Source organism: Bifidobacterium samirii, assembly GCF_003952945.1.
Classification (GTDB): Bacteria; Actinomycetota; Actinomycetes; order Actinomycetales; family Bifidobacteriaceae; genus Bifidobacterium; species Bifidobacterium samirii.
This window is the reverse complement of the sequence record NZ_QXGK01000002.1, coordinates 185,228-210,555: the sequence shown is the minus strand read 5'-3', so window position 1 is coordinate 210,555 and position 25,328 is coordinate 185,228. Positions and strand designations below refer to the sequence as shown.

At 69.4% G+C, this 25,328-nt stretch carries 15 protein-coding genes; 10 read left to right on the top strand and 5 right to left on the bottom strand.

Annotation, left to right across the window (positions count from 1 at the left end; translation table 11 throughout):
* The first annotated feature begins 118 nt into the window (after positions 1–118).
* The 4 genes from D2E24_RS02055 (at position 119) to D2E24_RS02040 (ending at position 7,011) form a co-directional block, all read left to right on the top strand.
* The gene (locus D2E24_RS02055) at positions 119–1,174 is read left to right on the top strand and encodes a LacI family DNA-binding transcriptional regulator (RefSeq protein WP_125967649.1); all 1,056 of its coding nucleotides are present in this window, start codon (positions 119–121) and stop codon (positions 1,172–1,174) included.
* A gap of 92 nt (positions 1,175–1,266) precedes the next feature.
* Entirely contained in the window at positions 1,267–1,962 is a 696-nt protein-coding gene (locus D2E24_RS02050; protein WP_164520957.1) for a YesL family protein, read from the top strand.
* Positions 1,963–2,101: 139 nt separating this feature from the next.
* A complete protein-coding gene (locus D2E24_RS02045; RefSeq protein WP_241222804.1) occupies positions 2,102–4,342 on the top strand; it encodes a right-handed parallel beta-helix repeat-containing protein in 2,241 nt (746 codons plus the stop codon).
* A 125-nt stretch (positions 4,343–4,467) separates the two neighbouring features.
* Positions 4,468–7,011: a beta-L-arabinopyranosidase gene (locus tag D2E24_RS02040; protein ID WP_125967646.1), complete on the top strand. Its 2,544-nt coding sequence runs from the start codon at positions 4,468–4,470 to the stop codon at positions 7,009–7,011.
* A gap of 508 nt (positions 7,012–7,519) precedes the next feature.
* On the opposite strand, the gene D2E24_RS02035 is transcribed toward D2E24_RS02040, so the two are convergent.
* The 3 genes from D2E24_RS02035 to D2E24_RS02025 form a co-directional block, all read right to left on the bottom strand.
* Positions 7,520–9,124, bottom strand: coding sequence for an alpha-N-arabinofuranosidase (locus D2E24_RS02035; protein ID WP_125967645.1), 1,605 nt, complete (start codon positions 9,122–9,124; stop codon positions 7,520–7,522).
* A 151-nt stretch (positions 9,125–9,275) separates the two neighbouring features.
* Positions 9,276–10,319: an alpha-arabinofuranosidase gene (locus D2E24_RS02030; RefSeq protein ID WP_125967644.1), complete on the bottom strand. Its 1,044-nt coding sequence runs from the start codon at positions 10,317–10,319 to the stop codon at positions 9,276–9,278.
* 200 nt (positions 10,320–10,519) lie between these two features.
* Complete coding sequence (locus D2E24_RS02025) at positions 10,520–11,590, bottom strand: LacI family DNA-binding transcriptional regulator (protein WP_125967643.1); 1,071 nt, start codon at positions 11,588–11,590, stop codon at positions 10,520–10,522.
* Positions 11,591–11,860: 270 nt separating this feature from the next.
* Between D2E24_RS02025 and D2E24_RS02020 the strand changes: the two genes are divergently transcribed.
* The 6 genes from D2E24_RS02020 (at position 11,861) to D2E24_RS01995 (ending at position 21,718) form a co-directional block, all read left to right on the top strand.
* Positions 11,861–13,225, top strand: a complete 1,365-nt coding sequence (locus D2E24_RS02020) for an alpha-amylase family protein (protein ID WP_125967688.1) — start codon at positions 11,861–11,863, stop codon at positions 13,223–13,225.
* Between the two features lie 69 nt (positions 13,226–13,294).
* The gene (locus D2E24_RS02015) at positions 13,295–15,712 is read left to right on the top strand and encodes an alpha-L-arabinofuranosidase C-terminal domain-containing protein (protein WP_125967641.1); all 2,418 of its coding nucleotides are present in this window, start codon (positions 13,295–13,297) and stop codon (positions 15,710–15,712) included.
* A gap of 70 nt (positions 15,713–15,782) precedes the next feature.
* Positions 15,783–17,462 (top strand): MFS transporter, encoded by a 1,680-nt coding sequence (locus tag D2E24_RS02010; protein ID WP_164520956.1) that lies wholly within the window; start codon positions 15,783–15,785, stop codon positions 17,460–17,462.
* 47 nt (positions 17,463–17,509) lie between these two features.
* Positions 17,510–18,466: a TatD family hydrolase gene (locus D2E24_RS02005; protein WP_125967640.1), complete on the top strand. Its 957-nt coding sequence runs from the start codon at positions 17,510–17,512 to the stop codon at positions 18,464–18,466.
* Positions 18,467–18,674: 208 nt separating this feature from the next.
* Positions 18,675–20,951, top strand: coding sequence for a KUP/HAK/KT family potassium transporter (locus D2E24_RS02000; protein WP_125967639.1), 2,277 nt, complete (start codon positions 18,675–18,677; stop codon positions 20,949–20,951).
* 53 nt (positions 20,952–21,004) lie between these two features.
* Entirely contained in the window at positions 21,005–21,718 is a 714-nt protein-coding gene (locus D2E24_RS01995) for an HD domain-containing protein (RefSeq protein ID WP_125967637.1), read from the top strand.
* A gap of 788 nt (positions 21,719–22,506) precedes the next feature.
* On the opposite strand, the gene D2E24_RS01990 is transcribed toward D2E24_RS01995, so the two are convergent.
* Positions 22,507–23,829 (bottom strand): ATP-binding cassette domain-containing protein, encoded by a 1,323-nt coding sequence (locus D2E24_RS01990; protein ID WP_241222802.1) that lies wholly within the window; start codon positions 23,827–23,829, stop codon positions 22,507–22,509.
* The gene (locus D2E24_RS01985) at positions 23,826–25,268 is read right to left on the bottom strand and encodes an ABC transporter permease (protein WP_125967636.1); all 1,443 of its coding nucleotides are present in this window, start codon (positions 25,266–25,268) and stop codon (positions 23,826–23,828) included. The genes D2E24_RS01990 and D2E24_RS01985 overlap by 4 nt, the downstream gene beginning before the upstream one ends.
* Positions 25,269–25,328 lie beyond the last annotated feature (60 nt).

Here is a 25,328-nt window from a genome sequence, read left to right as displayed (position 1 = left end):
GTCCGCGCGGACGTCGACGATGGTCGTCGGCGACCTGCGATAATCGACGGAGGAACGGCCGGCCGGCGACGGCGGAACGCAGTCGCCGACCGGCCGATATCGGCGAAACGAGGTGCACATGGTCACGTTGGACGACGTCGCGGAACTCGCGGGCGTATCGCGCATGACGGTATCGAACGCGCTGCGCGGCAAGGCCGTCGTACGCCCCGAGACGGCGGCCCGCGTGCGCCGCGCCGCCGCCAAGCTCGGGTACCGGCCCAACGTCGCCGCCCAGCAGCTCAGCTCCGGACGTACGCATGTGATCAGCGTGTCCGTGTCCGACTTCGACCTGACGCTGCCGGCCAAGCTCATGGCGGAACTGTCCGACCGGGCGAAGACGCACGGCTATCAGGTGGTGGTGCAGCAGACGCGCTTCTCCGCCGACTACGAGATGGCGATGCTGTCGAGCGCGTCGATGCAGATCTGCGACGGCGCGATCGTCTGCTGGCCGAAAAGCGCCGACGCGCGCTTCGAGGAGTTCGCCGAACGCTGCCCGCTCGTCATGCTCGACGCGTTCGGCATGGAAGGGCGCGTCGACTGCGTGACCACGCCCTGCCACGACGGTGCCGCCCAGGCCGTGCATCATCTGATGGGCCACGGCGCGCGTCGGATCGCCGTGCTCGGCGCCGACCGTGCGCAGATGGGCGGTGAACCCGGTTCGGCCGGCCTGCGTCTGCGCGGCGTGCTCGACGCGCTGGCCGGCTACGGGGTACACGAGGACGAGGTGACGACGGTCGGCTCCGGCTGGAACCAGGAATGCGGGTACGCCGCGATGCGCGCACTGTTCGACGAACGCGGATGGCGGCCCGGCATGGACGCGCTGGCGACGCTCGGATTCGACGCGCTGTTCTGCGCGTGCGATCCGGTCGCGGTCGGCGCGCTCAAGGCGCTGACCGACGCCGGCGTGCGCGTGCCCGCCGACGTGATGGTCGTCGGCTTCGACGGCGTGGAATCGGGCGCGCTGACCACGCCCGGCCTGACGAGCGTGGAGACGCCCGCCGCCGACATGGCCGTCTCCTGCCTCGACCTGCTGCTCGAACGCATCGCCGCCGGCGCGACCGGCACGACGCCGATCGCACCCCGGTCGGTCACGGTCGCCCACCGCATGCTGGAGCGCGGCAGCGCGGAACGCTAGCCACGCCACGCCGCGACGCCGCCCGCGCCGTGTTGCGGGATCGCGCGGCTACGATGGGCTGGGAACAACGGAGTCGCGACGAAGGAGTGGTTATGCGGCAGCGTATTGCGGACATCAGCGAGACGATCGGCAGGGGAGCCATCCTGCTGGTCACCTGTCAGGTGGCGTTTCTCGTGCACACGGTGATGGGCGTGGTGGTCGCCGGCCTGTTCCCCGCCCTGGCGGCGCTGTACGGCACGCTGCGCTCGTGGCTCATCGAGGAGAGCAGCCGCGAATGGACGATCCGCCACATCTGGGACGTGTTCCACGGCATCTGGCGCAGCGAGCTCAAGTCGGCGAACCTGTTCGGCTGGCCGCAGTTCGTGCTGTGGGCGCTGCTGTTCTGGGACGGGTTCATCGTGCGCTGGGGCGACCTGGGCATGATGGGCCTGGTCATCACGGCCGTGATGCTGCTGCTCAACGTCGTGTACGGCATGTTCGTGCTCGTCTCGTGGGCGCTGCGGGCGAACTTCGACGAGCGCGCGCCGTGGATCATCCGCGGGTCGATGCAGCTGATCATGACGCGCCCGCTGTGCTCGCTGCTCGTGTTCGTCGTGCTCGTCGGCACGGCGTGCGTCTACGACGTGCTGCCCGGACTGGGCATCCTGTTCGGATTCGTCATGCCGGCGTTCCTGACGATGCTGTCGGTGTTCTACGCCGGCCGCCTGCCCGGCATGGACGCGCGCGAGATCCGCGAGCGCGCCGCCGCGGCACGGCGTGACGCCGACGCGGCTCCGGCGATGCGCTGACGGCGTCGCCGCGCCATCGGGCCATCGGGCCGTCGGACCGTCGGTCCGACGCGCCGACGCGACGTCGCGTACCGGCGCGGCCCGTCATCCATCCTCACCCATCCTCATCCATCATCAGTCAACGAAGCAAAGGAGCATCATGACCATCTACCACGTCTCGGCGGCCGCCGCCATCCCGTCGTCGCGCGCCGTCGCCGACGGCAGCGAGGCGCACCCGTTCGCCGCGATCAACGACGCGGCGTCGATCGCGCGCGCCGGCGACGAGATCGTCGTGCACGACGGCGTCTACCGCGAATCCGTCGACCCGCGCCACGGCGGCGAATCCGACGACGCGCGCATCGTCTACCGCGCGGCCGACGGCGAGCATCCGGTCATCCGCGGCTCGGAACGCGTCGACTCGTGGGAGCGCGTCGACGGCGACGTGTGGCGGGCGGTGCTGCCCAACGCGATATTCGGCGACTTCAACCCGTACGCGCGCACCGTGTACGGCGACTGGGTGGTCGACGCGAGCTCGCACGCGCGCGCCGTGGCGCGCGGCGACGACGCGGTCGACCCGTCCGTGGAGGGCACGTGGCCGGAGCATCCCGCCTGCCATCTAGGCGACGTGTACCTGGACGGGCGCAGCATGTTCGAGGCGTGCAGCCTCGAGGAGGTGTTCGCGCCGCGGCCGCGCACGGTCGGCTTCGACCACGGCCTGTGGGCCAACGGGCCGATCCTCGACGCGGACTTCACGACGTACGTATGGTACGCGCGCGTCGACGGCGGCGCGGCGGACGGCACGACGACGATCTGGGCGAACTTCCAGGGCGCCGACCCGAACGAGGCGCTCGTCGAGATCAACGTGCGCCGCACCTGCTTCTACCCGTCGCGCCCGCAGGTCAACTACATCACCGTGCGCGGCTTCGAGATGGCGCATGCGGCGACCCCGTGGGCGCCGCCCACCGGCGACCAGATCGGCCTGATCGGCGCGCACTGGTCGCGCGGATGGATCATCGAAGACAACGACATCCACGACGCGAAATGCTCGGCCGTGTCGCTCGGCAAGGAGGAGTCCACCGGCGACAGCGAATGCACGCGCACCGGCCGCAAATCCGGCTACCAGTACCAGATGGAGGCCGTGTTCAAGGCGCTGCGGTACGGCTGGCGCAAGGGCGTGGTCGGCGGGCATGTGGTGCGCGGCAACACGATCCACGACTGCGGGCAGAACGGCATCGTCGGCCACATGGGCTGCGCGTTCAGCCTCATCGAACGCAACGAGATCCATCGGATCGCCGTCAAGCACGAGTTCTGGGGGCACGAGATCGGCGGCATCAAATTCCACGCCGCCCTCGACACGGTCATCCGCGGCAACCACGTGCACGACTGCACGCTGGGCATGTGGCTCGACTGGCAGACCCAGGGCACGCACATCGACGCCAACGTGTTCCGCGCCAACCAGCGCGACGTGATGATCGAGGTGAGCCACGGCCCGTACACGGTCAGCAACAACGTGTTCGCCTCGCCGGTCGCGCTCGACGTGTTCTCCGACGGCGGCGCGTATGTCGGCAACCTGATCGCCGGACGGCTGCGGCTCGGGCGGATCATGGACCGTTCCACCCCGTACCATTTCCCGCACACGACCGAGGTCGCCGGATCGGCGTTCGTCTACGGCGGCGACGACCGGTTCGTCAACAACGTGTTCGTCAAGCCCGCCGGCACGCCCGCCGATCCGGACGAGCAGGACGGGTGGGCGATCGAAGGCCACGGCACGCGCGTCTATTCGATCCAGGCGCTCCGCGAATTCTCGCACGGCGTGGGGGAGCATGGCGAACGCCCGTCCACGCTCGACGGCTTCCGCGCGGCGGTGCTGGGCGAGGTCGACGGCGACGAGGAGGCGATCCGCGACGTGCCGCAGCCGGTGTGGGCGCGCGACAACACGTACGTGGGCGGCGCGCGGCCGATGGCCGGTGCCGGTGATGCTTCCGATGCGGGAGCCGATGACTCCGGCGAGACCGGTGCGCTCATGATCGGCGGCGCCGCGACGCTCACGTTCGCCGACGACGGCCGCGGCGGCGTGACGATGACGCTGGATGTCGCCGGTGTCGATGCCGGTTCCGGTTCTGGTTCCGGTTCCGGTTCTGGTTCCGGTGATGCGTCTGCGGACGCTGGCGCTGATGCGGCGGCGGGGGCGGCCCTTCCGATGACGCTGGGCGACGGCGTGGTCGTGCGCACCGCGGACTTGGGCGAGCCGCGCATCGTCGAGGAGCGGTTCGAGCAGGCGGACGGCTCCCCGTTCGTGTTCGACACGGACATCGTCGGCACCGTGCGCGGCCCGCTGTCGTCGCGCGGCCCGCTCACCGCGCTCGAGCCGGGACGCCCCGCGCTCGTCTGGTCCCGCTGACAATATGTAGCGCTAAAATTCTGTGGGAGACGCGTCGCCGGCGTCTCGCCGACGGCGCTCGCCGATGCCGCCGACATACCGACGATATACCGACGATATGTCGCCGATCAAAGGAGTTCCGCGATATGACCGCAATCCTCACCCCCGACGAGCGGGGACGTTTCAGCTGGGGCAACGGCGTGGTGACGATGACGTTCGCCGCGTCCGCCGATTCGCCGGTGCGCATGGTCGACCTGCGCGGCCGTGGTATGACCGGACCGGACGCTGCATCCGCCGGCATCGCGTCCGGCGATGCATCCGATGCCGTCGGGCAGCGCGACCCGCGCCCGATCGTCGAGGTGTGCGCGACCGCGACCGGAGCGAACGACAACCGTCTGACGATCATCGACACCGTCGTCGGAACCAAACTGCGGTTCGTAAGCGCGACCGCCGACGGACCGGGTTCCACCGGCGGCGTCCATCGGCTGCGGATCGTGCAATACGCCGACTACGACGCGCTCCGGCCGGGCGGTCGCCCGATGGAGAGCGTCGATCCCGCATCCGCGCGCGATGCGGCGGCGCCCGTTTCCACGGCTTCCGGCAACCCGGTCAGGTTCGCCAATCCGGCCGACCCCGCCGACGGGCTGACGGTCGAGAGCGTGTTCGAGGCGTACCCGGGCGTCTCCGCGGTGCGCGCCTACACGCGGCTGCGTTCGCCGCGCCCGTTCCCCGTCGAGGCGGTGTCGTCGCTGAGCCTGACCCTGCCGATGGACGTGCACGGCGCCGACGTCGACTCGTCGGCGATCCTGTGGGGCGACGCGGCGTGGGCCGTCGAGAACGACTGGCATCGCGCCGCGCTGCGCGACACGGCCGTACGCGACCGCAACCAGGTCATCAACCCGGGCGAATCGAGCTCCAGCTTCGCGCTCACGTCCACGTCGACGTGGTCGACCGGCGTGCACGAGCCCGCCGGCATCGTCGAAGCGTGCGCGCCGGCGGACGGCGATCCGGGCGAACCGGGCGATCCGGCCACGTCGCACGCCGCCGCACCCGCCCCGCGCTTCTCCATCATGTGGCAGATCGAGCACAACGGTCCGTGGCATTGGGAGGTCGGCGAGAACGATCCGGGCCTGCACGTCACCGCGTTCGGCCCCGAATACCGCGACCACCACTGGTATACGGCGCTGGGTGGCGGCCGCGACTTCACGAGCGTGCCCGTCTCGTTCGCGATCACCGCCGGCGACTGGCAGCAGGCCGTCGCCGACATGACGCTGCACCGCCGCGCCCTGCGTCGCGCCAAGGCACGCGAACTCGGCCGCACCGCCCAATTCGAACGCACGCAGGGGCTCGTCGTCTACAACGACTACATGAACACGCTGTTCGGCGACCCGCGTCTCGACAAGGAGCTGCCGCTCATCGGCGGCGCGGCCAAGGCGGGCGCCGACGTGTTCTGCATCGACGCCGGCTGGTACGACAGCACCGACGGCGGCTGGTGGGACATGGTCGGCGAATGGGCGCCGTCCACGAACCGCTTCGGCGACGCCGGCCTGGCGGGCGTCGCGCGCGCGGTCCGCGACGCCGGCATGGGACTGGGCCTGTGGCTCGAACCGGAGGTCATCGGCGTCAAGTCGCCGCTCGCCGCCGCCCTGCCCGACGACGCGTTCATCACCCGCCATGGCGTGCGCGTATGCGACTCCGGACGCTACCTGCTCGACTTCCGCTCGCCCGCCGCGCGCGAGCACGTCACGCGCACCGTCGACCGGCTCATCGCCGACTTCGACGTCGTGTTCTTCAAATTCGACTACAACACGATCACCGGCGTCGGCACCGACCGCGACGCCGAATCGGTCGGCGGTGGTCTGCTCGACCACTGCCGCGCCTACCTCGACTGGCTCGACGACCTGCGCCGCCGTCACCCCGGCGTGATGATCGAGAACTGCGGTTCCGGCGCGATGCGCGCCGACTACGCGCAGCTGTCGCGCCTCGACCTGCAGTCCACGTCCGACCAGTGCGATCCGCTGATCTACGCGGCCATCGCCGCCGGCGCGGGTCTGACGATCCTGCCCGAACAGCAGGGCAACTGGGGGTATGCGCAGCAGGAGATGGACGACGAGACCGCCGTGCTCACGCTCGCGTCCGGCGTGCTCGGCCGCCTCTACCTGTCCGGATTCATCGACCGCATGGACGATGCGCGCCTCGCCCTGGTGCGCGACGCGATCGCGCTGCACCGCCGCGTCCTCGCCGAACAGGAGACGCTCGTCCCGTGGTGGCCCGCCGGACTGCCCGACTTCAACGGCGACTGGCTCGTCGCCGGCCTGCGCCCGCACACGGTCGCTGGCTGCGCCGGCTGCGGTCGCGGAGATGCCGGGGATGATGGCTGCGGTTGCGGCTCCTCTCCCGTGGATGCCGTCGGCCGCGACCGCTCGGCAGGATTGGTTGATTCCGTTGATTCGGCTGGTTCGGCTGATGCCGTCTCCTACGTGACGGTCTGGCGTCGCGCCGGCGCCGACACGATCGACCTGCCGCTGCCGGAGGGCCGGTCGATGACGCAGATCTTCCCGGATCCGTCCGTCCCGGACCATGCGCCGGACGCCGGCGTCTGGTCCGTCGACCGTGTCGACGATGCGACCGTGCGCCTCACGGTCGCCGACGCGTCGAAGCCGTCCGCCCGCATCTTCGCGGTGCGCTGACGCCGTTCCGTGCCCGTGTGGTTGTCACGTCTCTCTAAGCGAGGCAACCACACGGTCAGCTGGATGATTCTTCTCGCTGACGGCCGGTAAGCGAGGAATCGGTATGGGCTGGTCTTGGATTCTTCTCGCTGAGAGGGAGCCAGTGAGTATCTTCCGCGGTTGAGTCGGGAGTTCTTCTCGCTGGGAACGATTCAGCGAGATACCTGCAAGGGAATGCCGGTGATTCTTCTCACTGGGAATCCGTCAATGAGAAGAATCACCGGCTGGGTCGTGTGATGTTCTCGCTGACGGCCGGTAAGCGAGGAATCGGTATGGGCTGGCCTTGGATTCTTCTCGCTGAGAGAGAGTCAGCGAGCATCTTCTTCGGTTAGGTCGGGAGTTCTTCTCGCTTGAGCTCCGTCAACGGGGCATCGGTTGGTGCCGGCCACGGATTTGCCCCGCTGAGAAGGATTCAGCGGGGCTTCGGTATGAGTCAGTCTCGGATTTTCCCGGCTTCCAGCCGTGGAAATCAGGCGGTGAATTCGACGGCGACCCAGGAGACGGCGGGCATCGTCAGATGCAGCGTGCCGTCCGCGTCGGCGGCCAGGTCGGCGGCCGGGTCGAGGTCGACCGGCACGACCGTGTCCGGATTCTCGGCGGTGTTGGTCAGATACGGGTCGTCGCTGTGCAGCATGCGCGCGGCGGTCACCTGCACGCCGGCCGCAGCCGCGTCAGCCCCGGCCCCGGCCCCCGGCAGTCCGGCCAGCGACACGGCCACATCGTGCGCCGCGTTCAGGTCGCGGTTGACGGCGAGCAGCAGGCCGGTGCGCGTCGTCTCGTCCCAGGTGACGACGGCCTCGATCGCGTCGACCTCGCCGTAGCTGGCGGTCGCGATCTTCGGCGACGACACGGCCGGCACGTACGCGTCGCCGCGGGCGGCGCGAGCCGCGACGGCGAACGGGTAGAAGATCGTCTGCTTCCATGCCGGACCGTTCTCCTCGGCCATGATCGGCGCGATCACGTTGACGAGCTGGGCGCGCGACGCGGAGCGCACGCGGTCGCAGTGCTTGAGCAGCGTGATCATCAGCGACCCCTCGACCACCGCGTCGGCGGCCGTGTAGATGTCCTCGAGCAGGTGCGGGGCGACCGGCCACGGCTCGTGGTGGAGGCCGTTGTCGGAGTCCTCCTTCCACGCCTCCTCCTGCTCGTTCCACGCGTCCTGATACCACACGCCCCACTCGTCGAAGGAGATCGCGATGTCCTTGTCGCCGTGGTTGGCCTCCTTGGCCGTGTCGGCTTGGGCGGCGACGGTGTCGATGAAGTAGGCCATGTCCTCGCTGGAGGCGAGGAAGTCCTGCATGAGCGCGGCGTCGTGCGTGCGATGGCCGTGGTCGTGGTAGTAGGCGTGCGCGGACACGAAGTCGAGGTTCTGGTACGCCTTGGTGAGCACCTTGCGCTCCCATTCGCCGAACGTGGGCATGTGCGCGCTGGACGAGCCGCAGGCGACGAGTTCGAGGCCGGATTCGGCGAGCTTCATCGCATGCGCGACGCGGTCGACGGCCGCCGCGTACTCGTCGGGGCTCATATGGCCGACCTGCCACGGGCCGTCCATCTCGTTGCCGATGCACCACATCTTCACGTCCATCGGCTCCTCGATGCCGTTGGCGACGCGGCGGTCGGCGAGCGCCGTGCCGGGCGCGCCGTTGACGTATTCGAGTTCCTCGAGCGCGGCGTGCAGTCCGCGCGATCCCATGTTGACGGCGAGCATGATCTCGGTGCCGGCCTTGCGGCTCCACTTGTAGAAGTCGTCGATGCCCATCTCGTTGGTTTCGGTGCAGTGCCAGGCGAGGTCGCGGCGCACGGGGCGCTGCTCACGCGGCCCGGTGCCGTCCTCCCAGTTGTAGTTGGAGACGAAGTTGCCGCCCGGGTAGCGCACGCAGGTGACGCCGAGCTCCTTGACGAGGTCGAGGACGTCCTGGCGGAATCCGTCCTCGTCGGCCTGCGGGTGGCCGGGTTCGTAGATGCCGCCGTAGACGCAGCGGCCGAGGTGTTCGACGAACGAGCCGAACAGGCGGGCCGGCACGTCGGCGACGCGTGCGGTGGGGTCGATGCTGACGATGGCGTCGTCGCTCATGGTTGCTCCTTTGCTGGGTGGTTGGTTGCTTCGTTGCGATGTCGGTGATGTCGGTGATGTCGGTGATGTCGGTGATGTTGCTGAGGTCGGTGAGGTCCGGTCCGATGGCGTCGGACCGGACCTGGGCCGTCTGTCGGACCGCCGGCGTGCGTCAGACCGCGAACGCGGCTTCGACGGCGTCGTATTCGGCGGCGGTGATGGGCAGGATCGCGCCGTGGCGCTTCTTGAGCCCGCCGAAGTCGATGTCGTCGGCGACGGCCCAGTCGGCGGCGTCGCGGCTGGCGAGGTCGGCGCAGCGGAACGGCAGGTAGCCCTTGGCCTCCGCGTACTGGTCGCACATGAGGCCGTAGCGCAGGGCGCGTCCGTCGGCGGTGGTCTTGACGTCGGCGTCGTTGTAGCGGAACAGTTCGGGGCCTTCCAGATACATTTCGGAGTAGCGGCCGTTGCCGAGGATGTCGGTGAGGGTGCCGACGAACGACCAGACGTTCTCGTCGTCGGTGCGCGTCACCTCGTAGGCGCTCGCGTACGGGTTGCGGGTGCGTTCGATGGTGATCTCGGAGTCCTTGGAGGCGCGGTACCACCAGCCGTCGTCGTCGCGCAGCATCGTGGTGTCGATGATGGTGTGGCGGCGGTCGATCCATTTGACGGGGGCGGAGAATTCGCGGAAGTCGACGGTGGTCGCGTAGTACATGTTGGTGGGGTCGCCGAGTTCGTTGGCGAGCGGGTCGCCGGGTTCGCCGGCGTTGGTCTTGGTGGCCCAGAACACGATCCACTGTTCGCGGTCGGGGTCCCAGCAGGCTTCGGGCGCCCAGGCCATGCCGGCGCCGGGGATGGCGGAGGCGACGTCGACGAGGCGCGGTTCGCTCCAGTGGACGAGGTCGGGGGAGTCCCAGATGACGAGGCCGGTGGATCCGTTGACGGTGGCGCCGTCGTGGGGGCCCCATCCGCCGCGGTAGTGGATGGACAGGTCGGTGGCGACGATGTGGAAGCCGCCGCGCGGGTCGCGCACGATGTGCGGGTCGCGGGTGCCGCGTTCGCCGCCGGACCAGGTGAGGGCGGGGTCGCCGTCGGGGCGCAGGTCGTGCCAGTGGATGCCGTCGCGGCTGAGCGCGAAGTACAGCTGTTCGTCGGTGGGCTTCCTCTCGTCGCCGATGAAGTGCACGAACAGGTACGCTTCGGTGCGTGCGTCGGTCATGTGGTCTCCTTTGGTTGGTGGGTGGTCTGATGTGGTCCGTTCGTTGCGTCGGCGGTCCGGCGGGAATCGTGGATTGGTATGCGTCGCGACGATGCCGCCGCGTACGAATCCACGTTTTGGCCGGTCGTTTCGTGGATTGGTATGCTGTTTTGCCGTTCCGGCGCGTACATATCCACGTTCCGATCCGCCGGCCCCCCCGCTCAGGCGGTGGATTCGCGTGCGACGAGCGTGTAGCCGATGGTGGCGCGCGACGGGGGCGTGTCGTAGCCGCCGTCGGCGAGCTGGCCGATGCGCCGCGTGATCATGTCGAGCGCGAAGCGGGCGAGCTGGTCGAGGTCGACGCGGACGGTGCTGAGCGTGGGCGTCGCGTAGGCGCCGGCGCTGACGCCGTCGAATCCGATGACACGGATGTCGTCGGGGACGCGCAGACCGCGGTCGGCCAGTCCGCGGATGACGCCGAACGCCGCGTAGTCGTTCGCGCAGAACGCGCCGTCGAACGCGTCGCCGCCGTCGCGGCGGGCGTCGAGGATCGCGTCGGCGATCGCATGGCCGGCTTCGATGCCCATCGTCACGTCGTAGCCGTGGAACGTGACGGTCGGGTCGTACGGCAGGCCTGCGTCGAGGAGCGCGCCGCCGGCGCCGCGCAGCCGCAGTCCGTACGAGTGTTCGACGTGCGCGAGTTCGCCGCGCGGCACGTAGCCGCCGCCGACGATCGCGATGCGCCGGCAGCCGCGTTCGATGAGATGCTGGACGGCGGTGCGCGCGCCCTCCTCGTTGGGGAAGTTGACGGTGTCGACGCTGGGCGTCTCCTCGCAGCCGTCGATGAGGACGAGCGGGCGGCCGTCGTTCATGCGCGCGAGCGGCAGGTTGGTGCCCAGTCCGGACGCGTGGATGATCTCGCCGTCGAACAGCTGGCCGGAGAAGGGCGTGTGCGTCATGGCCTGCCGGGCCGCGTCGGGCGAGTAGTGGGTCTGTTCGACGAACGGGGTGAGGCCGCGTGCGCTGGTTTCGGTGGTGAGCGCCTGCACGAGCTTGGAGTAGAACGGCGAGTCGAATTCGTTGACGATGAGGTGGATGATGTTGCTGCGGCCCGATTTGAGCATGCTGGCGGTCAGGTTGATGCGGTAGTCGAGCTTCTCGGCGGCGGCGACGACCTTGGCACGCGTCGATTCGCGCACGCCCGGCTTGCCGTGCAGTGCGTTGGACGCGGTCATCGGGGATACGCCCGCCGCGGCCGCGACGTCGCGCAGCGTGGGTCTGGCGTTCGTCATGTCGTCTCCTTCCGACCTGATTGCGGGCTGATGATATGTAACGGTACGTAAAAAAATCGGGTTTGTAAAATCGGAGTTTCCTACGGGAAAATCGGCGTAAATCATTGCAAAATCAACCGACTCACCGTGCCGGACATCCACTTGAGTCAGTGCGTCATACGCATCATAATATGTACCGTTACATAGCAGTATCGCAGACACGGACGAAAGCAGGTCACGATGACGACGACGGCATCAGGCAACGCACTCCCGCAGGCATGGCGCCCGCCGATGGGCTGGAACAGCTGGGACTCGTACGGCACCACCGTCACCGAGGACGAGGTGCTCGCCAACGCGCGCTTCATGGCGGAGCATCTGCTCGCCGCCGGATGGGACACGCTCGTCATCGACATCGACTGGTACGACCCGACCGCGCGCGCCCACGGCTACAACGCGGACGCGCCGCTCATCCTCGACGGGTACGGCCGCCAGCTGCCCGACCCCGCCCGCTTCCCGTCCGCCGCCGACGGCCGCGGCTTCGCCCCGCTCGCCGCCGCCGTCCACGAGCTCGGCCTCAAGCTCGGCGTGCACATGATGCGCGGCATCCCACGCTTGGCCGTCGACCGCGACCTGCCCGTATACGGCACCGACTATACCGCGCGCGACATCGCCGACCTCGACCACGTGTGCAAGTGGAACCCCGACAACTACGGCCTGAACCAGAAGCACCCCGGCGCGCAGGCCTGGTACGACGCCCAGCTCGACCTGTTCGCCTCCTGGGGACTCGACTTCCTCAAGGTCGACGACATGCAGACCCCGTTCCACGCCGACGAGATCGCCGCCCACCATCGCGCCATCGCCAAGGCCGAAGCCAAGTACGGCCGCCCGATCGACCTGTCCCTGTCGCCCGGCGGATGGGTGTCCACCGGCTACGTCGACTTCCTGCGCGGCAACGCGCAGATGTGGCGCATCTCCGACGACCTGTGGGACCGCTGGGAGGACATCTACCAGCAGTTCGCCCGCCTCGCCCGCTGGGCCCCGTTCCAGACCACCGGCCACTGGGCCGACGCCGACATGGTGCCCTTCGGCCACATCGGCCTGCGCGCCGAACGCGGCGACGACCGCCAGTCGCGCCTCACCCCGGACGAGCAGCGCACGCTCCTCGCCCTCTGGTGCATGGGCCGCTCGCCGCTCATGGTCGGCGGCGACCTGCCCACCAGCGAACCCGACACGATCGCCCTGCTCGCCAACCCCGCGCTGCGCGAGGTCCTCGCCGGCTCGACGAACAACCACGAGACCGTGCGCGAGCGCATCTTCGCACGCTGGTGGGAGGACGACTCCTACCGCGGCGAATTCATCGTATGGGCCGCCGACGCCGCCGACTGGGCCGACGGCACCCCGTCCGCGCATCCGGGCGGCCACTACGCGGCCCTGTTCTGGACCGGCGACGACGACTTCGACATCGGCGGCAACATCCAGCTGCAGTCCATCGTCGGACTCGACGCGCGCGACGACGACTGGACGCTCACCGACCTGTTCGCCGGCATGCCCGGCGGCGACGCCGACGTGCGCATCGAAGGCGAGGGCGCCGACCGCATCATCACCGGCACGATCCCCGCCCACGGCGCGCTGTGGGTCGCCCTCGACCGCAAGTAGCCGCAACCCGACCGCACGCAGACCGCACCCGGACCGCGACCCCGGACACGCAGCAAAGGAACGCACCATATGACCGACCGCATCACCGCCACGCTCGACAAGACGGGCGAACGCGCCATCAGCACCGACCTGTGGGGCCTGTTCTTCGAGGACATCAGCCACTCGGCCGACGGCGGCCTCAACAGCGAACTCGTCCAGAACGGCGCCTTCGAATACGACCGCAGGGACAACCGCGACTGGTCGAACTACACCGCATGGCGCAAGACCGTGCCCGCCGGCTCCCTCGCCGCGTTCGGCATCGGCGACGCGTCGCCGCTCGCCGTCGAGAACCCGCACTACGCGATCGTCGAGACCGTCCGCGTCGACGGCGGCGCGCCCGCGCTGGAGAACATCGGATTCGACGGCATGACGCTGCGCGCCGGCGAAACGTACGACTGCACGCTGTGGGCGCGCGCCCACGGCGGCCCCGCGCCCATCGACGTCGCCCTGACCGGCGACGACGGCGCCATGCTCGCCGCCGCCACGCTGACCGCCCCCGCATCCGCCGCCGACGGCGACTGGACGCAGCTGCACGCCGTCCTGACCATCCCCGCCGGGGCCGGCGATACCGGCGACGCGGACGGATCCGCCGACGGCGCGGCCATGCCCGTCATCGCACGGCAGGGCATGCTGCGCGTCGCCTTCCCGACCGTCGGCGTCATCGACATCGACTTCGTCAGCTGCGAGCCGCGCACCACCTACCGCGGACTCGAACACTTCCGCCCCGACCTCGTCGAGGCGCTCGCCGACCTGCACCCGCGGTTCATGCGCTTCCCCGGCGGATGCATCACGCACGGCCTCGGACTCGACAACATGTACCGCTGGCCGCGCACGATCGGCCCCGTCGAACACCGTCCGCACGACTTCAACACGTGGGGCTACCACCAGTCGTTCCGCATCGGCTTCTACGAGTACTTCCGCCTGTGCGAGACGATCGGCGCCAAGCCGCTGCCCGTGCTCCCCGCCGGCGTGAGCTGCCAGAACACCAGCCAGGGGCCCGTCCCGATCGCCCTCGAGGACATGCCCGCCTACATCGACGAGGTGCTCGCCCTCATCGACTTCTGCAACGCCGACCCCGCCGACAACGAATGGGCCGCCAAACGCGCCGAGATGGGCCACCCGGAGCCGTTCGGGCTCGAATACCTCGGCATCGGCAACGAGGACCTCATCGACGACGTGTTCAAGGACCGCTTCGCCCGCATCCACGACGCCGTCGCCGCGGCCCACCCCGAGATCACGATCGTCGGCACCGTCGGGCCGTCCCCCTCCGGCGCCGACTACGAGGCCGGCTGGGCGTACGCGCGCGAACGTCACCTGCCGATCGTCGACGAACACTCCTACCAGGCGCCCAGCTGGTGGTTCCACAACCTCGACCATTACGACCGCACCGACCGCAACGGCCCCAAGGTGTACCTCGGCGAATACGGCTCCTGGGGCACGCAGCTCATCAACGGCCTCGCCGAAGCCGCGTTCATGGGACGCATGGAGCTCAACGGCGACGTCGTCGCCATGGCCTCCTACGCGCCGCTGTTCGCCAAGAACGGCCACAACAGCTGGGACCCCGACCTCATCTACTTCGACAACGAGCGCGTCCACCACACCGTCAGCTACTGGGTGCAGCAGATGATCGCCTCCACCGCCGCCGACACCGCATGGCCCGTCGCCCTCGACGGCCCGACCACGTTCCGCCGCACCCTGCCCGACACGCTGCGGCTGCGCCTCAACGGCGGCGCCCACGCCGACTTCGCCGACCTCGCGCTCACCTGCGCCGACGGCCGGCGCTTCGACCTGCCGCCCGTCGCCTACCGCGGCAACGGCCCCGTCGACCTGCCGCTGCCCGACGGCCTGACCGCCGACGCGTACACGATCGAAGCGACCGTCACCTACCACGAAGGCATGTGGGGCGTGCAGATCGAATCCGGCGACGTGGACGGCCCCGACCACAGCCGCACCTCCCTCGGCCGCGGCTTCGGCCTCGACCTCATCCGCGACGGCTGCGGCTACCAGCTGGCCGGCACCGAAGTGTCGATGGACATGGTCCGCCCCGGCACCGTCTGGCACGTGCGCATCGACGTCGCCGACCGCGGCGAGACGATGGCGCTGACCATCGACGGCAGGCCGGTCGCCTCCGGCCGCGAGACCGCCGACGAGCCGCGCCGCACCGTCACCGTCGCCCGCGACAGCGCGGCCGGCATCGACTACATCCGCATCGTCAACGCGCTCGCCGACCCCGTCGACGTGGACCTCACGCGGATCCTCGACGCGCTCGACGTGCCCGCCGCGGCACGCGCCGTCGTCACCGCGCACGTCCTCGCCGGCGACGACCCGTACGCGGGCGAACGCGGCGTCGAAGCGCCGGTGCGGCCCGTCGCACACGACGTGACGCTCGCCTCTGGGACGTACACGGCGCCCGCGTGGTCGTTCACCACGCTCGCGGTGCGGCGCTGACGCGACGGGGCGGCAATCATCATCCTCGCCGGAGCGCACCGTGCGTTCCGGCATGACGCAAGGAGCAAGCATGTCGGCGCAGGACGGCGGCATCATCGACCAGACGAACCAGAACGGAACGGACGCTTCCGGAACCCGCGCGGCCGGAGCATCCCCGACTGAAGCATCCCCGACCGGCACCAGCAAGGCGAGCCGCGCGCTCGACGCGGCGGTCACCCGCTCCGACCGCAGGCGCATCACCCTGCCGCAGGCCGTCGGCTACGGCGTCGGCGACTTCTACGGCGGCGGCCAGCTGACCATCATCTCCACGTACCTGGCGCTGTTCTGGACGCGCTTCTGCGGCATGGACATCGCCACATCGCAGTCGGTGATCGGCCTGAGCGCGCTCGTCAGCGCCCTCGCCGCGCTCCTGTTCGGCGTGCTCGACGACAATCTGTACCGCTACAATCTGGGCCGTCGGTACGGTCGGCGCCGACTGCTGCTGCTCATCGTCTCGCCGTTGCTGCTCACCGGCGTGTTCCTGTGGATCCCCGGCCTGCCGCTGGCCGTGTACGCGCTCGCCTACGTGACGTGGGTGGTGCTCGCGCAGCTGTTCGCCACCGCCTACAACCCACTGCCCGGCGAGATGACGCCCGACTTCACCAGCCGCACCACGCTGTCCACCGTGCGCCTGTTCATCTCCACCGGCGCCGGCACGCTCATCCCGCTCGTCGGCGCGGCCGTGCTCGGCCTGACCGGCGAGGAGCGGCCCGGCGGCTACATGGCGTTCACGATCGGCGTGACCGTCCTGTTCGCGCTCGCCGTGCTGTGCACGTGGCGCTTCACGTGGGAGATGACGCCGGAGGAGGCCGGATTCGGCGCGTACGCGCGCGGCGAGATCCGCGAGGGGCATATCGGCGTGGCCGGATGGTGCCGTCGCGCGGTCAAGGTGCTGCGCGAGTACGCGAGCACGCTGCGCGTCGCCGAATTCCGCCGCCACCTGTCGATCTACCTGCTCGTGCAGGTGTCGATGGACGTGTTCGGCCAGACGTTCGTGTTCTTCGTCGTCTACGACTGGAACCGCACCGCCGCGTTCGCCTCGCTGCTGCTGGGCTGCACGGCCGTCTCCCTGCCGCTGATGCCCCTGTTCGGCGTGGGCATGACCCGCCTCGGCCCCAAGCGCATGTACGCGATTAACTTCGCCGGATGCCTCGTCGGCGCGCTGTGGCTGTTCGCCGCGTGGATGCTCTCGCCCACCGGCGCGATGCGCGGCCTGCTGCCCGACGCCGCATGGACGGTGTCCGCCGTCGCCGGCGCGCTGTGGTTCTTCGCGTTCAAGGCGCTGTGCGGCTACCTGCCGTGGGCCGTGTTCCCCTACATCGCCGACATCGACCAGATCGTGACCCGCCGCTACCGTTCGGCCACGTTCTCCGGCATCCAGGCGTCGTTCCGCCAGCTCGGATCGGGCATCGCGACGATCGCGGTCGGCTTCGTGCTGTCCGCGGTCGGCTTCGACTCGACGCTGTCCGCCGACGCGCAGCCGGCAACGGCGCGCATCGGCCTGGGTGCGGTGATGCTCGGCTGGTTCGCCTGCGCGATGGCGGTCTGCTGGTTCGTCTCCTCCCGCCTGACGATCGACCGCCGCACCGACGGCGTCGTCCTCGCCGAGATCGACCGCCTGCGTGCCGGCGGCTCCAAGGCCGACGCCGCCGACGACACCCGCCGCATCGTCGAACGCCTCACCGGCATCCCCTACGACCGCTGCTGGTAGACGGACCATCCGACGGTACGCCCGGCCCGTCGCCTAGACTGGGGCGCATGAGCAAGCATCACCGCGACCGCAGCTGGGCCCCGGCCCCCGACGCGCTCCCCGAAGACGCGCACGTCATCGACAACCACACGCACGTCGCCTCCGTCGTGCCGTTCGCCCGCGCCATGGCGCACGAGGCCGCCGAGAAAGGCCAGCCCGACGTGCCCGTCTACAGCGTCGACGAACTGCTCGACCAGGCCGCCGCCGTCGGCGTGAGCGGCATCATCGACTCCGGCTGCGAACTGCCCGACCTCATGACCGCCATCGACATGGCGGTCGACCATCCCGGCCGCGTCCATGCCGCCATCGCCATCCACCCCAACGAATCCGTCAAACACGGCCACCGCGCCGCACCCGGCCCCGACGGACTGCCCGTCCGCTACAAACCGCACCACGACGTCCCCTTCGACGAGGCGATGGCCGAGGTCGCCCGCCTCGCCCGCGCCCACCCGCAGCAGGTCGTCGCCATCGGCGAGACCGGCATGGACCTGTTCCGCACCGGCGAGGACGCCAAGGAACTCCAGCGCGAGGCGTTCCGCGCCCACATCGTCCTCGCCAAGGAGCTCGACCTGCCCATGCAGATCCACGACCGCGACGCGCACACGGAGGTCATCGACACCCTCCTCGCCGACGGCGCGCCCGAACGCACCGTCTTCCACAGCTACTCCGGCGACGCCGCCATCGCCGAAGTCGCGCGTGAACACGGCTGGTATCTGAGCATGTCCGGCACGTGCAGCTACAAGGGCAACGACGGCATCCGCGAATCCGCGCGCATCGTCGGCCTCGACCACGTCATGGTCGAAACCGACGCCCCCTACCTGACGCCCATGCCGTACCGCGGCCGCACCAACGCGCCCTACATGATCCCGTACACGCTCGCGGCGCTCGCCGACGTGTTCGACATGCCGGTCGCCGACGTGGCGCGCGGCACCCGCCGCACCACGCGCGAGGTGTACGGCATCTGACGGCGGCGACGGCTGCGCGACGTTCCCCGTCGTAGGCATCCGGTCACGTATCGACCCGATCGCGACCGGATGCCGATACCGGTGGTCCGATTCAGGCGACGGTCCTATACTGGCCCGCTATGTCGAGGGCAGACCCAACGGAAGGGCCGTCGGCCGGCCCCCGCAGGAGGTGTGCGACCGCGGGGAGAGTCCCCGCCAAGGGGGTGCCATGACCGAACGCCAAGCCGAAAACCGATCCGAAAACGAAACCGAAGCCGACCTCGAAACCCAGACCGGAACCCAACCCGAAACCCAACCCGAAAACGTCCCGGAACCCACGCTGCTCAAGGCCTCGGCGTTCACCAACGCGCCCAAGGTGGCCGTCTCCCGGCACACGCTCACCAAGGCGGAACGCCGCGAACTCGACCGTCGGCGCAGGGCCGGCGAAGCGCGCGAGCGCCGACTGGCCCGCGCCGCCGCCCGCGGCCCGCTCGGCCGCTGGTGGACGCGCCGCCAATCCGGCCCCGACCGGGTCACGCCGGCGATGATGCTCGTCGCGCTCGGCGTCGTCTACGGCGACATCGGCACGTCGCCCCTGTACACCGCGCAGACGTTCCTCGCCGGCCAGGGCGGTCTGGCGAACACGGACCGTGCCGCGGTGCTCGGCCTGCTGTCGCTCGTGTTCTGGTCGATCACGCTCATCACGACCGTCAAATACGTGCTGGTCGCGATGCGCATCGACAACAACGGCGAGGGCGGCATCTTCGCGCTCTACTCGCTGATCCGCCGGCATGGCGCGTGGCTCGCCGCGCCCGCGATGCTCGGCGGCGCCGCGTTCCTCGCCGACTCGGTGCTCACACCCGCCGTGTCGATCAGCTCCGCCGTGGAGGGCCTGCGCACGCTGCCGCCGCTCGAACCGCTGCTGGCCGCCGACCCGCAGGTCACGCTCATGGTCACGGTCGCGATCATCGTGCTCCTGTTCGCGGTCCAGTCGCGCGGCACGGAGCGCATCGGCCGCGTGTTCGGCGCGACCGTGCTCGTCTGGTTCACGTTCCTCGCGGTCGTGGGCGCCGCGAACCTGTCGCGCGACTGGAGCGTGCTCGCCGCGCTCGACCCCGCGTACGGCATCCGCTTCCTGTGCTCCGACCATAACCGCGCCGGCATCGCGATCATGGGCACCGTGTTCCTGTCCACGACGGGCGCCGAAGCGCTCTACTCCGACATGGGCCACGTCGGCCGTGGCAACATCCACGCCACATGGCCGTTCATCAAGGTCGCGCTCGTCCTGTGCTACTTCGGCCAAGGCGCGTGGATGCTGCGGCATCATGACGATCCGGCGCTCGTCGGCGTGCGCGGGCTCAACCCGTTCTTCCGCATGATGGCTCCCGACGTGCGCTACGCGGCCGTCGCGCTGTCGGTCGCGGCGGGCGTGATCGCGTCGCAGGCGCTGATCACCGGCGCGTTCACGATGGTGTCGGAGGCGACGCGGCTCGACTGGATGCCGCACCTGCAGGTGCGCTATCCGGCGAGCACACGCGGCCAGCTGTACATTCCGGTCGTCAACGGCGTGCTGTGCGCGTCGACGCTGATCGTGCTCGCGCTGTTCCGCGATTCGGAGCGCATGTCGGCCGCGTACGGGCTCGCGTTGACGGTGACGATGATCACGACGACCGTGCTGCTGGCCGTCCACCTGTGGCATGCGGGCCGTCGCGCGGGTGCGGTCGTGTTCTGCGTCGTGTTCCTGACGATCCAGCTGATGTTCTTCGTCGCGTCGATGGCGAAGTTCCTGCACGGCGGCTGGTTCACGATGCTGCTGACCGCGGCGATCCTGTTCGTCATGTACACGTGGCATGTGGGCACGCGGATCGAGCATGCGCAGCGCCGCCATATGGCGCGCGCCGACTTCCTGCCCGCGCTGGAGCGGCTGCACGCCGACGGGAGCATCCCGTATTTCGCCGACAACATCGTGTATCTGAGCCCCGATGCGGATATGACGCGGCTGGGCACCGACATGTTCTTCTCGATCTTCGCCGACCATCCCAAGCGCGCCCGCGCCTGGTGGGCCGTGTCGGTGCACACGACCGACGAGCCGTTCACCCGCGAATACGCGGTCGAACGCTTCGGCACCGACCATCTGTTCCGCGTCGATATCCGGCTCGGGTTCAAGGTGTCCCAGTCGATTCCCGCCTACCTGCATCAGATCATGCACGATCTGGGTGCGTCGGGCGAACTGCCCGCCCAACGGTCCGTGTATCCGAAGATCGACGCCGACCCGCACATCGGCACGATCCGCTACGTGCTCATCCACAAGGACCTGATGCCCGAATCGAAGGTGTCGCCGGGCGGCGAGCTGGCCCTGCGCACCAAGTACGCGATCCGCCGGCTGGCCGGCTCGCCGGTCCAGTGGTTCGGACTGGCCGCGTTCAATCCGCTCGTCGAAGTGCAGCCGCTGTTCATCGCGACCCGGCGTCCGCCGCGCCTGCGCCGCGTCGACCCCGTCGACTGAGCGGCCGGTCGCCGCCGGCCGGTCGTGCCCGTCCGCCTCCTAGAATGGACGGCATGACCGGAACCATCCCCACGCTCGACCGGATCGACGAGCTGCATCGCGCCATCGCCCCCTCCGAGGCGGCCTACGACCTCATCCACACGCACTGCGTGATCGTCGCGACCATCGCCTGCCAGCTGGCCCGACGCCAGAACGCCCTGTTCATGCGCCGCTGCACGCTGCCCGCGGAAGGCGCGGCCGCCGTGCCCGCCAGCGGCGGCGTCGAAGGCGGTCAGGTGCCGCCGCGACTGCTCGACGAGCATCTCGTGCTCATCGGCGGCCTGCTGCACGACATCGGCACCTACCGCGTGCTCAAGCACGGCGGCGAGGACGGCGAGCCGCTCAAATTCGACGGCGACCGCTACATCCAGCACGGTCTGCTCGGCTACGAATACCTGCTCGAGAACGGCGTGGACGAGTCGATCGCCCAGTTCGCGCGCAACCACACCGGCGTCGGCCTCACCCGCGAGGCCGTCGTCGAACAGGGCCTGCCGCTGCCGCCCGACGACTACGTGCCGGTCAACCTCGAACAGGAGACCGTCATGGTCGCCGACAAGTACCACAGCAAGTCCACGCCGCCCAAGTTCCTCACCGTCGACGCGTACATGCGCAAGGCCGCCCGCTTCGGCGAATCCAACCGCCGCCTGTGGCTGGAGATGGTCGAACGCTACGGCCGCCCCGACATCCCGGCGCTCGCCGAGCAGTACCACATGCGCCTGGTCGACTGACCCGCGGCCGCAACACGGGAAAGGCGGTTCTTCCGTGTCCGAGGTGCAAGATTGCGCGGATCCATTCCGCGCGTGACGGAAACCGAATGGACACCGGATTCGCAACGGGCTTCATGGCGGCGGCATGGATTCTCCGAGGGCCGGTTGCCGGGTGTTTTCCCGTGTGAGGGGAGAAAACGGGGCCTTGCACGCTTCTTTCGGCGATCTGAGGGGACGGGACGGTCGGAGATTCGGGTCCCGTTGGCCCCTTTTGAGCCGGAAACCCTTGGAATCCGGTCTTCGGATCGGAGGAATCCTTCCCCTCAGTTCGCGAAAAGAAGCGTGCAAGGTCCTGATTTTTCCCCTCGGATCGGAAATTCATGCTGATTCGGCCGGTGACGGGCGCCTTCCCGGCCGTATAAGCACTTGGCCGAGGCTCCGCACGGCAGGTGCCGGCGGTATTCCGCATACTGAGGGCAGATTCTCGACTTCGCACGGTGCTATACGGCAAACTGAGGGCACTCGTACTCTCCGCAACCGTCACATGCGGCGCAACATTTGGCCAAGGTCTAAGGGGCATGGCAGGTGTAGGGAGAGCGCACCTGCCCTCAGTTTGCCGTATAGCATCTCGCAGATGCCGGAATCTGCCCTCAGTGTGCCATATACCACTTCGCGCCTGCGGTATCGGATGCCTGAGCCGCGGCGGTTACCCGATACGCGAAGAGCCCGCCATGAAGGCGGGCTCTATGCATATCCGGAACCGGTGCGGAGGACCGGCGCGGCCGTGGCCTGCGGCCGCGCCGATGCCGTCACTCGCTCAGATATGTGACCGTCTCGGCGATCTCGGCGACCTCGTCGTCGGCGGTGACGATGACGACGCAGCGCTTCGGATCGCCGTGGGTGAGCGCCATCAGCGCGCGCAGCACGACGACCGCGTCGTCGGCGTCGAGTCCGCCGGTCGGCTCGTCGGCGACGATCACCTCGGCGTCGCAGCTGATGGCGCGCGCCACGGCCACGAGCCGGCGTTCGACGGCCGGCAGCTTGGCGAGCGGCGCGTTGGGCGTCTGCGAGTCGAAGCCGACGCGCTGCAGCAGCTCGCGCGCGTACACCGGCTTCGGCTTGAGGAACGTGCGTCCGGACGCGTCCATCGCGTACAGCAGGTTCTGCTCGGCGTTGAGGTCGTCGCGCACCGCGTAGCGCTGCGGGATCACGCCGATGCGATGCGCGAGCAGCTCGCCCGGCTCGATCTCGAGCACGTTGAGGCTCTTGTTCATGACCGCGCCGTCGGTGGGGCGCATCATGCCGGTGACGACGCTCATCAGCGCGATGCGCTCGTCGTTGCCGCGCACGCGGATCGCGTGGATGTGGCCGGCGCGGAATTCGGCGCTGACCCGGTCGATGATGTTGCGGCCGGTCTTGTGGTCGGCGACGGTGACCTTCGCGAGCGCCAGCGCCGGATAGTCGCGCAGCATGTCGTTGACGTTGCCGCGCTGGCGCAGTTCGGCGTCGAGTCGCGCCGACAGGCGCAGCGTCGGTTCGACGCCGGGGGCGGCGGGCGTGGCGGTCGATGTGGCCGCTTCGGGGGAGTGGGCGTCGGTTCCGGTTGTCTGCTCGGCCGGTTCGGCCGGTTCCGCGTCGTGTTCGGCTTCGGCTCCGTCGGACGTCTCGGCGTCGTCGTCCGTCGTGGCGGTCGCGAGGGCGAGCGTCTCGTTGACGCGCGCCGCATTGGCTTCGACGACGTCGTCGGTCGCCGGAACGGCTGCCGGCGTCTCGTCGTCGGCGACGCCGTCCGTGACGGCTGCGCCGTCGTCGGCCTCGTCGTCCGCGGCGATGTCGTAGTCGATGCCCGCGTCGGCGATGTCGTCGAAGACGATGCTGATCGCGTCGAACGCCTCGTCGGCTTCGACGCCGGCTTCGACGCCGTCGGCGGTTTCATCCGCGGTTTCGGCTTCGGTGGTCGCGTCCGCGTCCGTCGTCGTGCGCTCGGCAGCGTCGGTCGTCTCGTCCGTGGCGGCGTCGCGCGCGTCGGTCGTCTCGTCGTCGATGGTCGGTTCGCTCATGGTCTGGTCCTTTGCGCTCGGGTCGGTCTGGTCGGTCGTCGTGCCGTCGATGACGGCGTCGTCGCGGGTCATGCGCGCGCCTCCCCATCGTCGGTCGGGTCAGCGGCGGACTCGCCGTCGGCGTCATCTGCCGCGGCGGCGGCGTCGGTCTCGGCGGAGGCGTCCGCATCGGAGGCCGCGTCATCGTCGGCGTTCCAGCCGTCGCGTGCGGCGAACAGCGACGCGGGGGAGACGAACGCGGGACGCAGGCCGGTGGCGAGTGCGAGCACGACGAGCGTGCCGACGAGGATCCACACGAGACGCCAGATCATCGACGCGGCGGGCACGGCCGCGTATTCGGGGGCGAACGCGGCGGCCAGCGGCTTGACGCCGACGATGGCGGCGAGCAGGCCGACCACGCCGCCGGCGGCGACGGGGATCATGCCCTCGAGCGCGAACTGCCAGCCGATGCGGCCGCGGGTGACGCCCGAGGCGAGCGCGAAGCCGATCTCGCCGCGGCGGCGGGCCACGCCGGCCAGGGCGAGCGCGAGCAGCGCGACCGCGCCGACCGCGAGCAGGATCGGCGTGGCGACGTCGGTGCGGGAGGCGAGCGCCTTGATCGGCACGATGCCCTGCTCGTAGTCCTCGATCGCGGGGGAGGTCATCTCATAGCCGTCGGGGATTTTCTCGGCGACGTCCTTCTTGTAGGTCTTGTAGTCGTCCATCGAGGAGAAGTCGAACTCGTAGCTCAGGTCGGGGATGGACCAGCCGCTGCCGGACGAGTCGGACATGCCGGATTCGTCGAACGTGGCATAGGCGACGTAGATCGCGTTGTCGCGGTTGTCCTTGGCGAGCTTGGCGTCGGAGCCGTAGCCGGCCGGCGCGTCGTCGTCGACGTACTCGTAGATGCCGCGCACGACGAACGTGACGGTCTTGGACTTGTCGGACGGGGCGGCGACGGTGATCTCGTCGCCGACCTTGAGACCGTTCTCGTCGGCGAGCGCCTGCGAGATGAGCGCGCCCTTGGGGGCGGAGCCGGAGTAGCTCAGATGCTTGCCCTTGACGACCTTGTAGCGGCCCAGCTCGTTCTTGCGCGCCGTGTCGACGGACGTGAACGCCTTGAGCGTGAATTCGCCGCCGGTCTTGTCCGCATTCTGGTCATCGCTGCCGGCGATGGCCTTGGCGGAGCCGTCGGTCTGGCGCACCGGCACGGAGGCCGAGGCGCTCAGGCCGCCCAACGTGATGCTGTCGGACAGGACGACGCGGTAGAAGTCGTTGTAGTCGTCGAGCGTGAGATAGTTCTTCGTCCAATCCGGGTCGGCGCCGTCGCGTTCGGCGAGCTTGTCGGCGCTCATGCGCACGACCGAATCGGGCCCCAGCAGGCTGCGGTTGGAGACGGCGGTGTCTCGGGCCTGACCGACGGCCAGGCCGAACAGCATGCCGAACGCGACGATCAGTGCGATCAGTGCGCTCGACAGCGTGCGCCAGTGGTGGCGCGTCAACTGAATCCAGGCGTTCCTGAGAACGAACATACGGCTTCTCCAGTTCTCTGCAAGGCGGCTCGGGCCGTACGGTGCGTGCCGTGCGGCGGC

Bases quoted from the DNA above. Each gene is read 5' to 3' on its own strand.
- D2E24_RS02035 (WP_125967645.1), bottom strand. From the start codon at position 9,124: ATGAGCGACGACGCCATCGTCAGCATCGACCCCACCGCACGCGTCGCC.
- D2E24_RS02015 (WP_125967641.1), top strand. From the start codon at position 13,295: ATGACCGACCGCATCACCGCCACGCTCGACAAGACGGGCGAACGCGCC.
- D2E24_RS02000 (WP_125967639.1), top strand. From the start codon at position 18,675: ATGACCGAACGCCAAGCCGAAAACCGATCCGAAAACGAAACCGAAGCC.
- D2E24_RS01995 (WP_125967637.1), top strand. From the start codon at position 21,005: ATGACCGGAACCATCCCCACGCTCGACCGGATCGACGAGCTGCATCGC.
- D2E24_RS01985 (WP_125967636.1), bottom strand. From the start codon at position 25,268: ATGTTCGTTCTCAGGAACGCCTGGATTCAGTTGACGCGCCACCACTGG.
- D2E24_RS02010 (WP_164520956.1), top strand. From the start codon at position 15,783: ATGTCGGCGCAGGACGGCGGCATCATCGACCAGACGAACCAGAACGGA.
- D2E24_RS01990 (WP_241222802.1), bottom strand. From the start codon at position 23,829: ATGACCCGCGACGACGCCGTCATCGACGGCACGACGACCGACCAGACC.
- D2E24_RS02025 (WP_125967643.1), bottom strand. From the start codon at position 11,590: ATGACGAACGCCAGACCCACGCTGCGCGACGTCGCGGCCGCGGCGGGC.
- D2E24_RS02055 (WP_125967649.1), top strand. From the start codon at position 119: ATGGTCACGTTGGACGACGTCGCGGAACTCGCGGGCGTATCGCGCATG.
- D2E24_RS02030 (WP_125967644.1), bottom strand. From the start codon at position 10,319: ATGACCGACGCACGCACCGAAGCGTACCTGTTCGTGCACTTCATCGGC.
- D2E24_RS02005 (WP_125967640.1), top strand. From the start codon at position 17,510: ATGAGCAAGCATCACCGCGACCGCAGCTGGGCCCCGGCCCCCGACGCG.
- D2E24_RS02040 (WP_125967646.1), top strand. From the start codon at position 4,468: ATGACCGCAATCCTCACCCCCGACGAGCGGGGACGTTTCAGCTGGGGC.
- D2E24_RS02020 (WP_125967688.1), top strand. From the start codon at position 11,861: ATGGGCTGGAACAGCTGGGACTCGTACGGCACCACCGTCACCGAGGAC.
- D2E24_RS02050 (WP_164520957.1), top strand. From the start codon at position 1,267: ATGCGGCAGCGTATTGCGGACATCAGCGAGACGATCGGCAGGGGAGCC.
- D2E24_RS02045 (WP_241222804.1), top strand. From the start codon at position 2,102: ATGACCATCTACCACGTCTCGGCGGCCGCCGCCATCCCGTCGTCGCGC.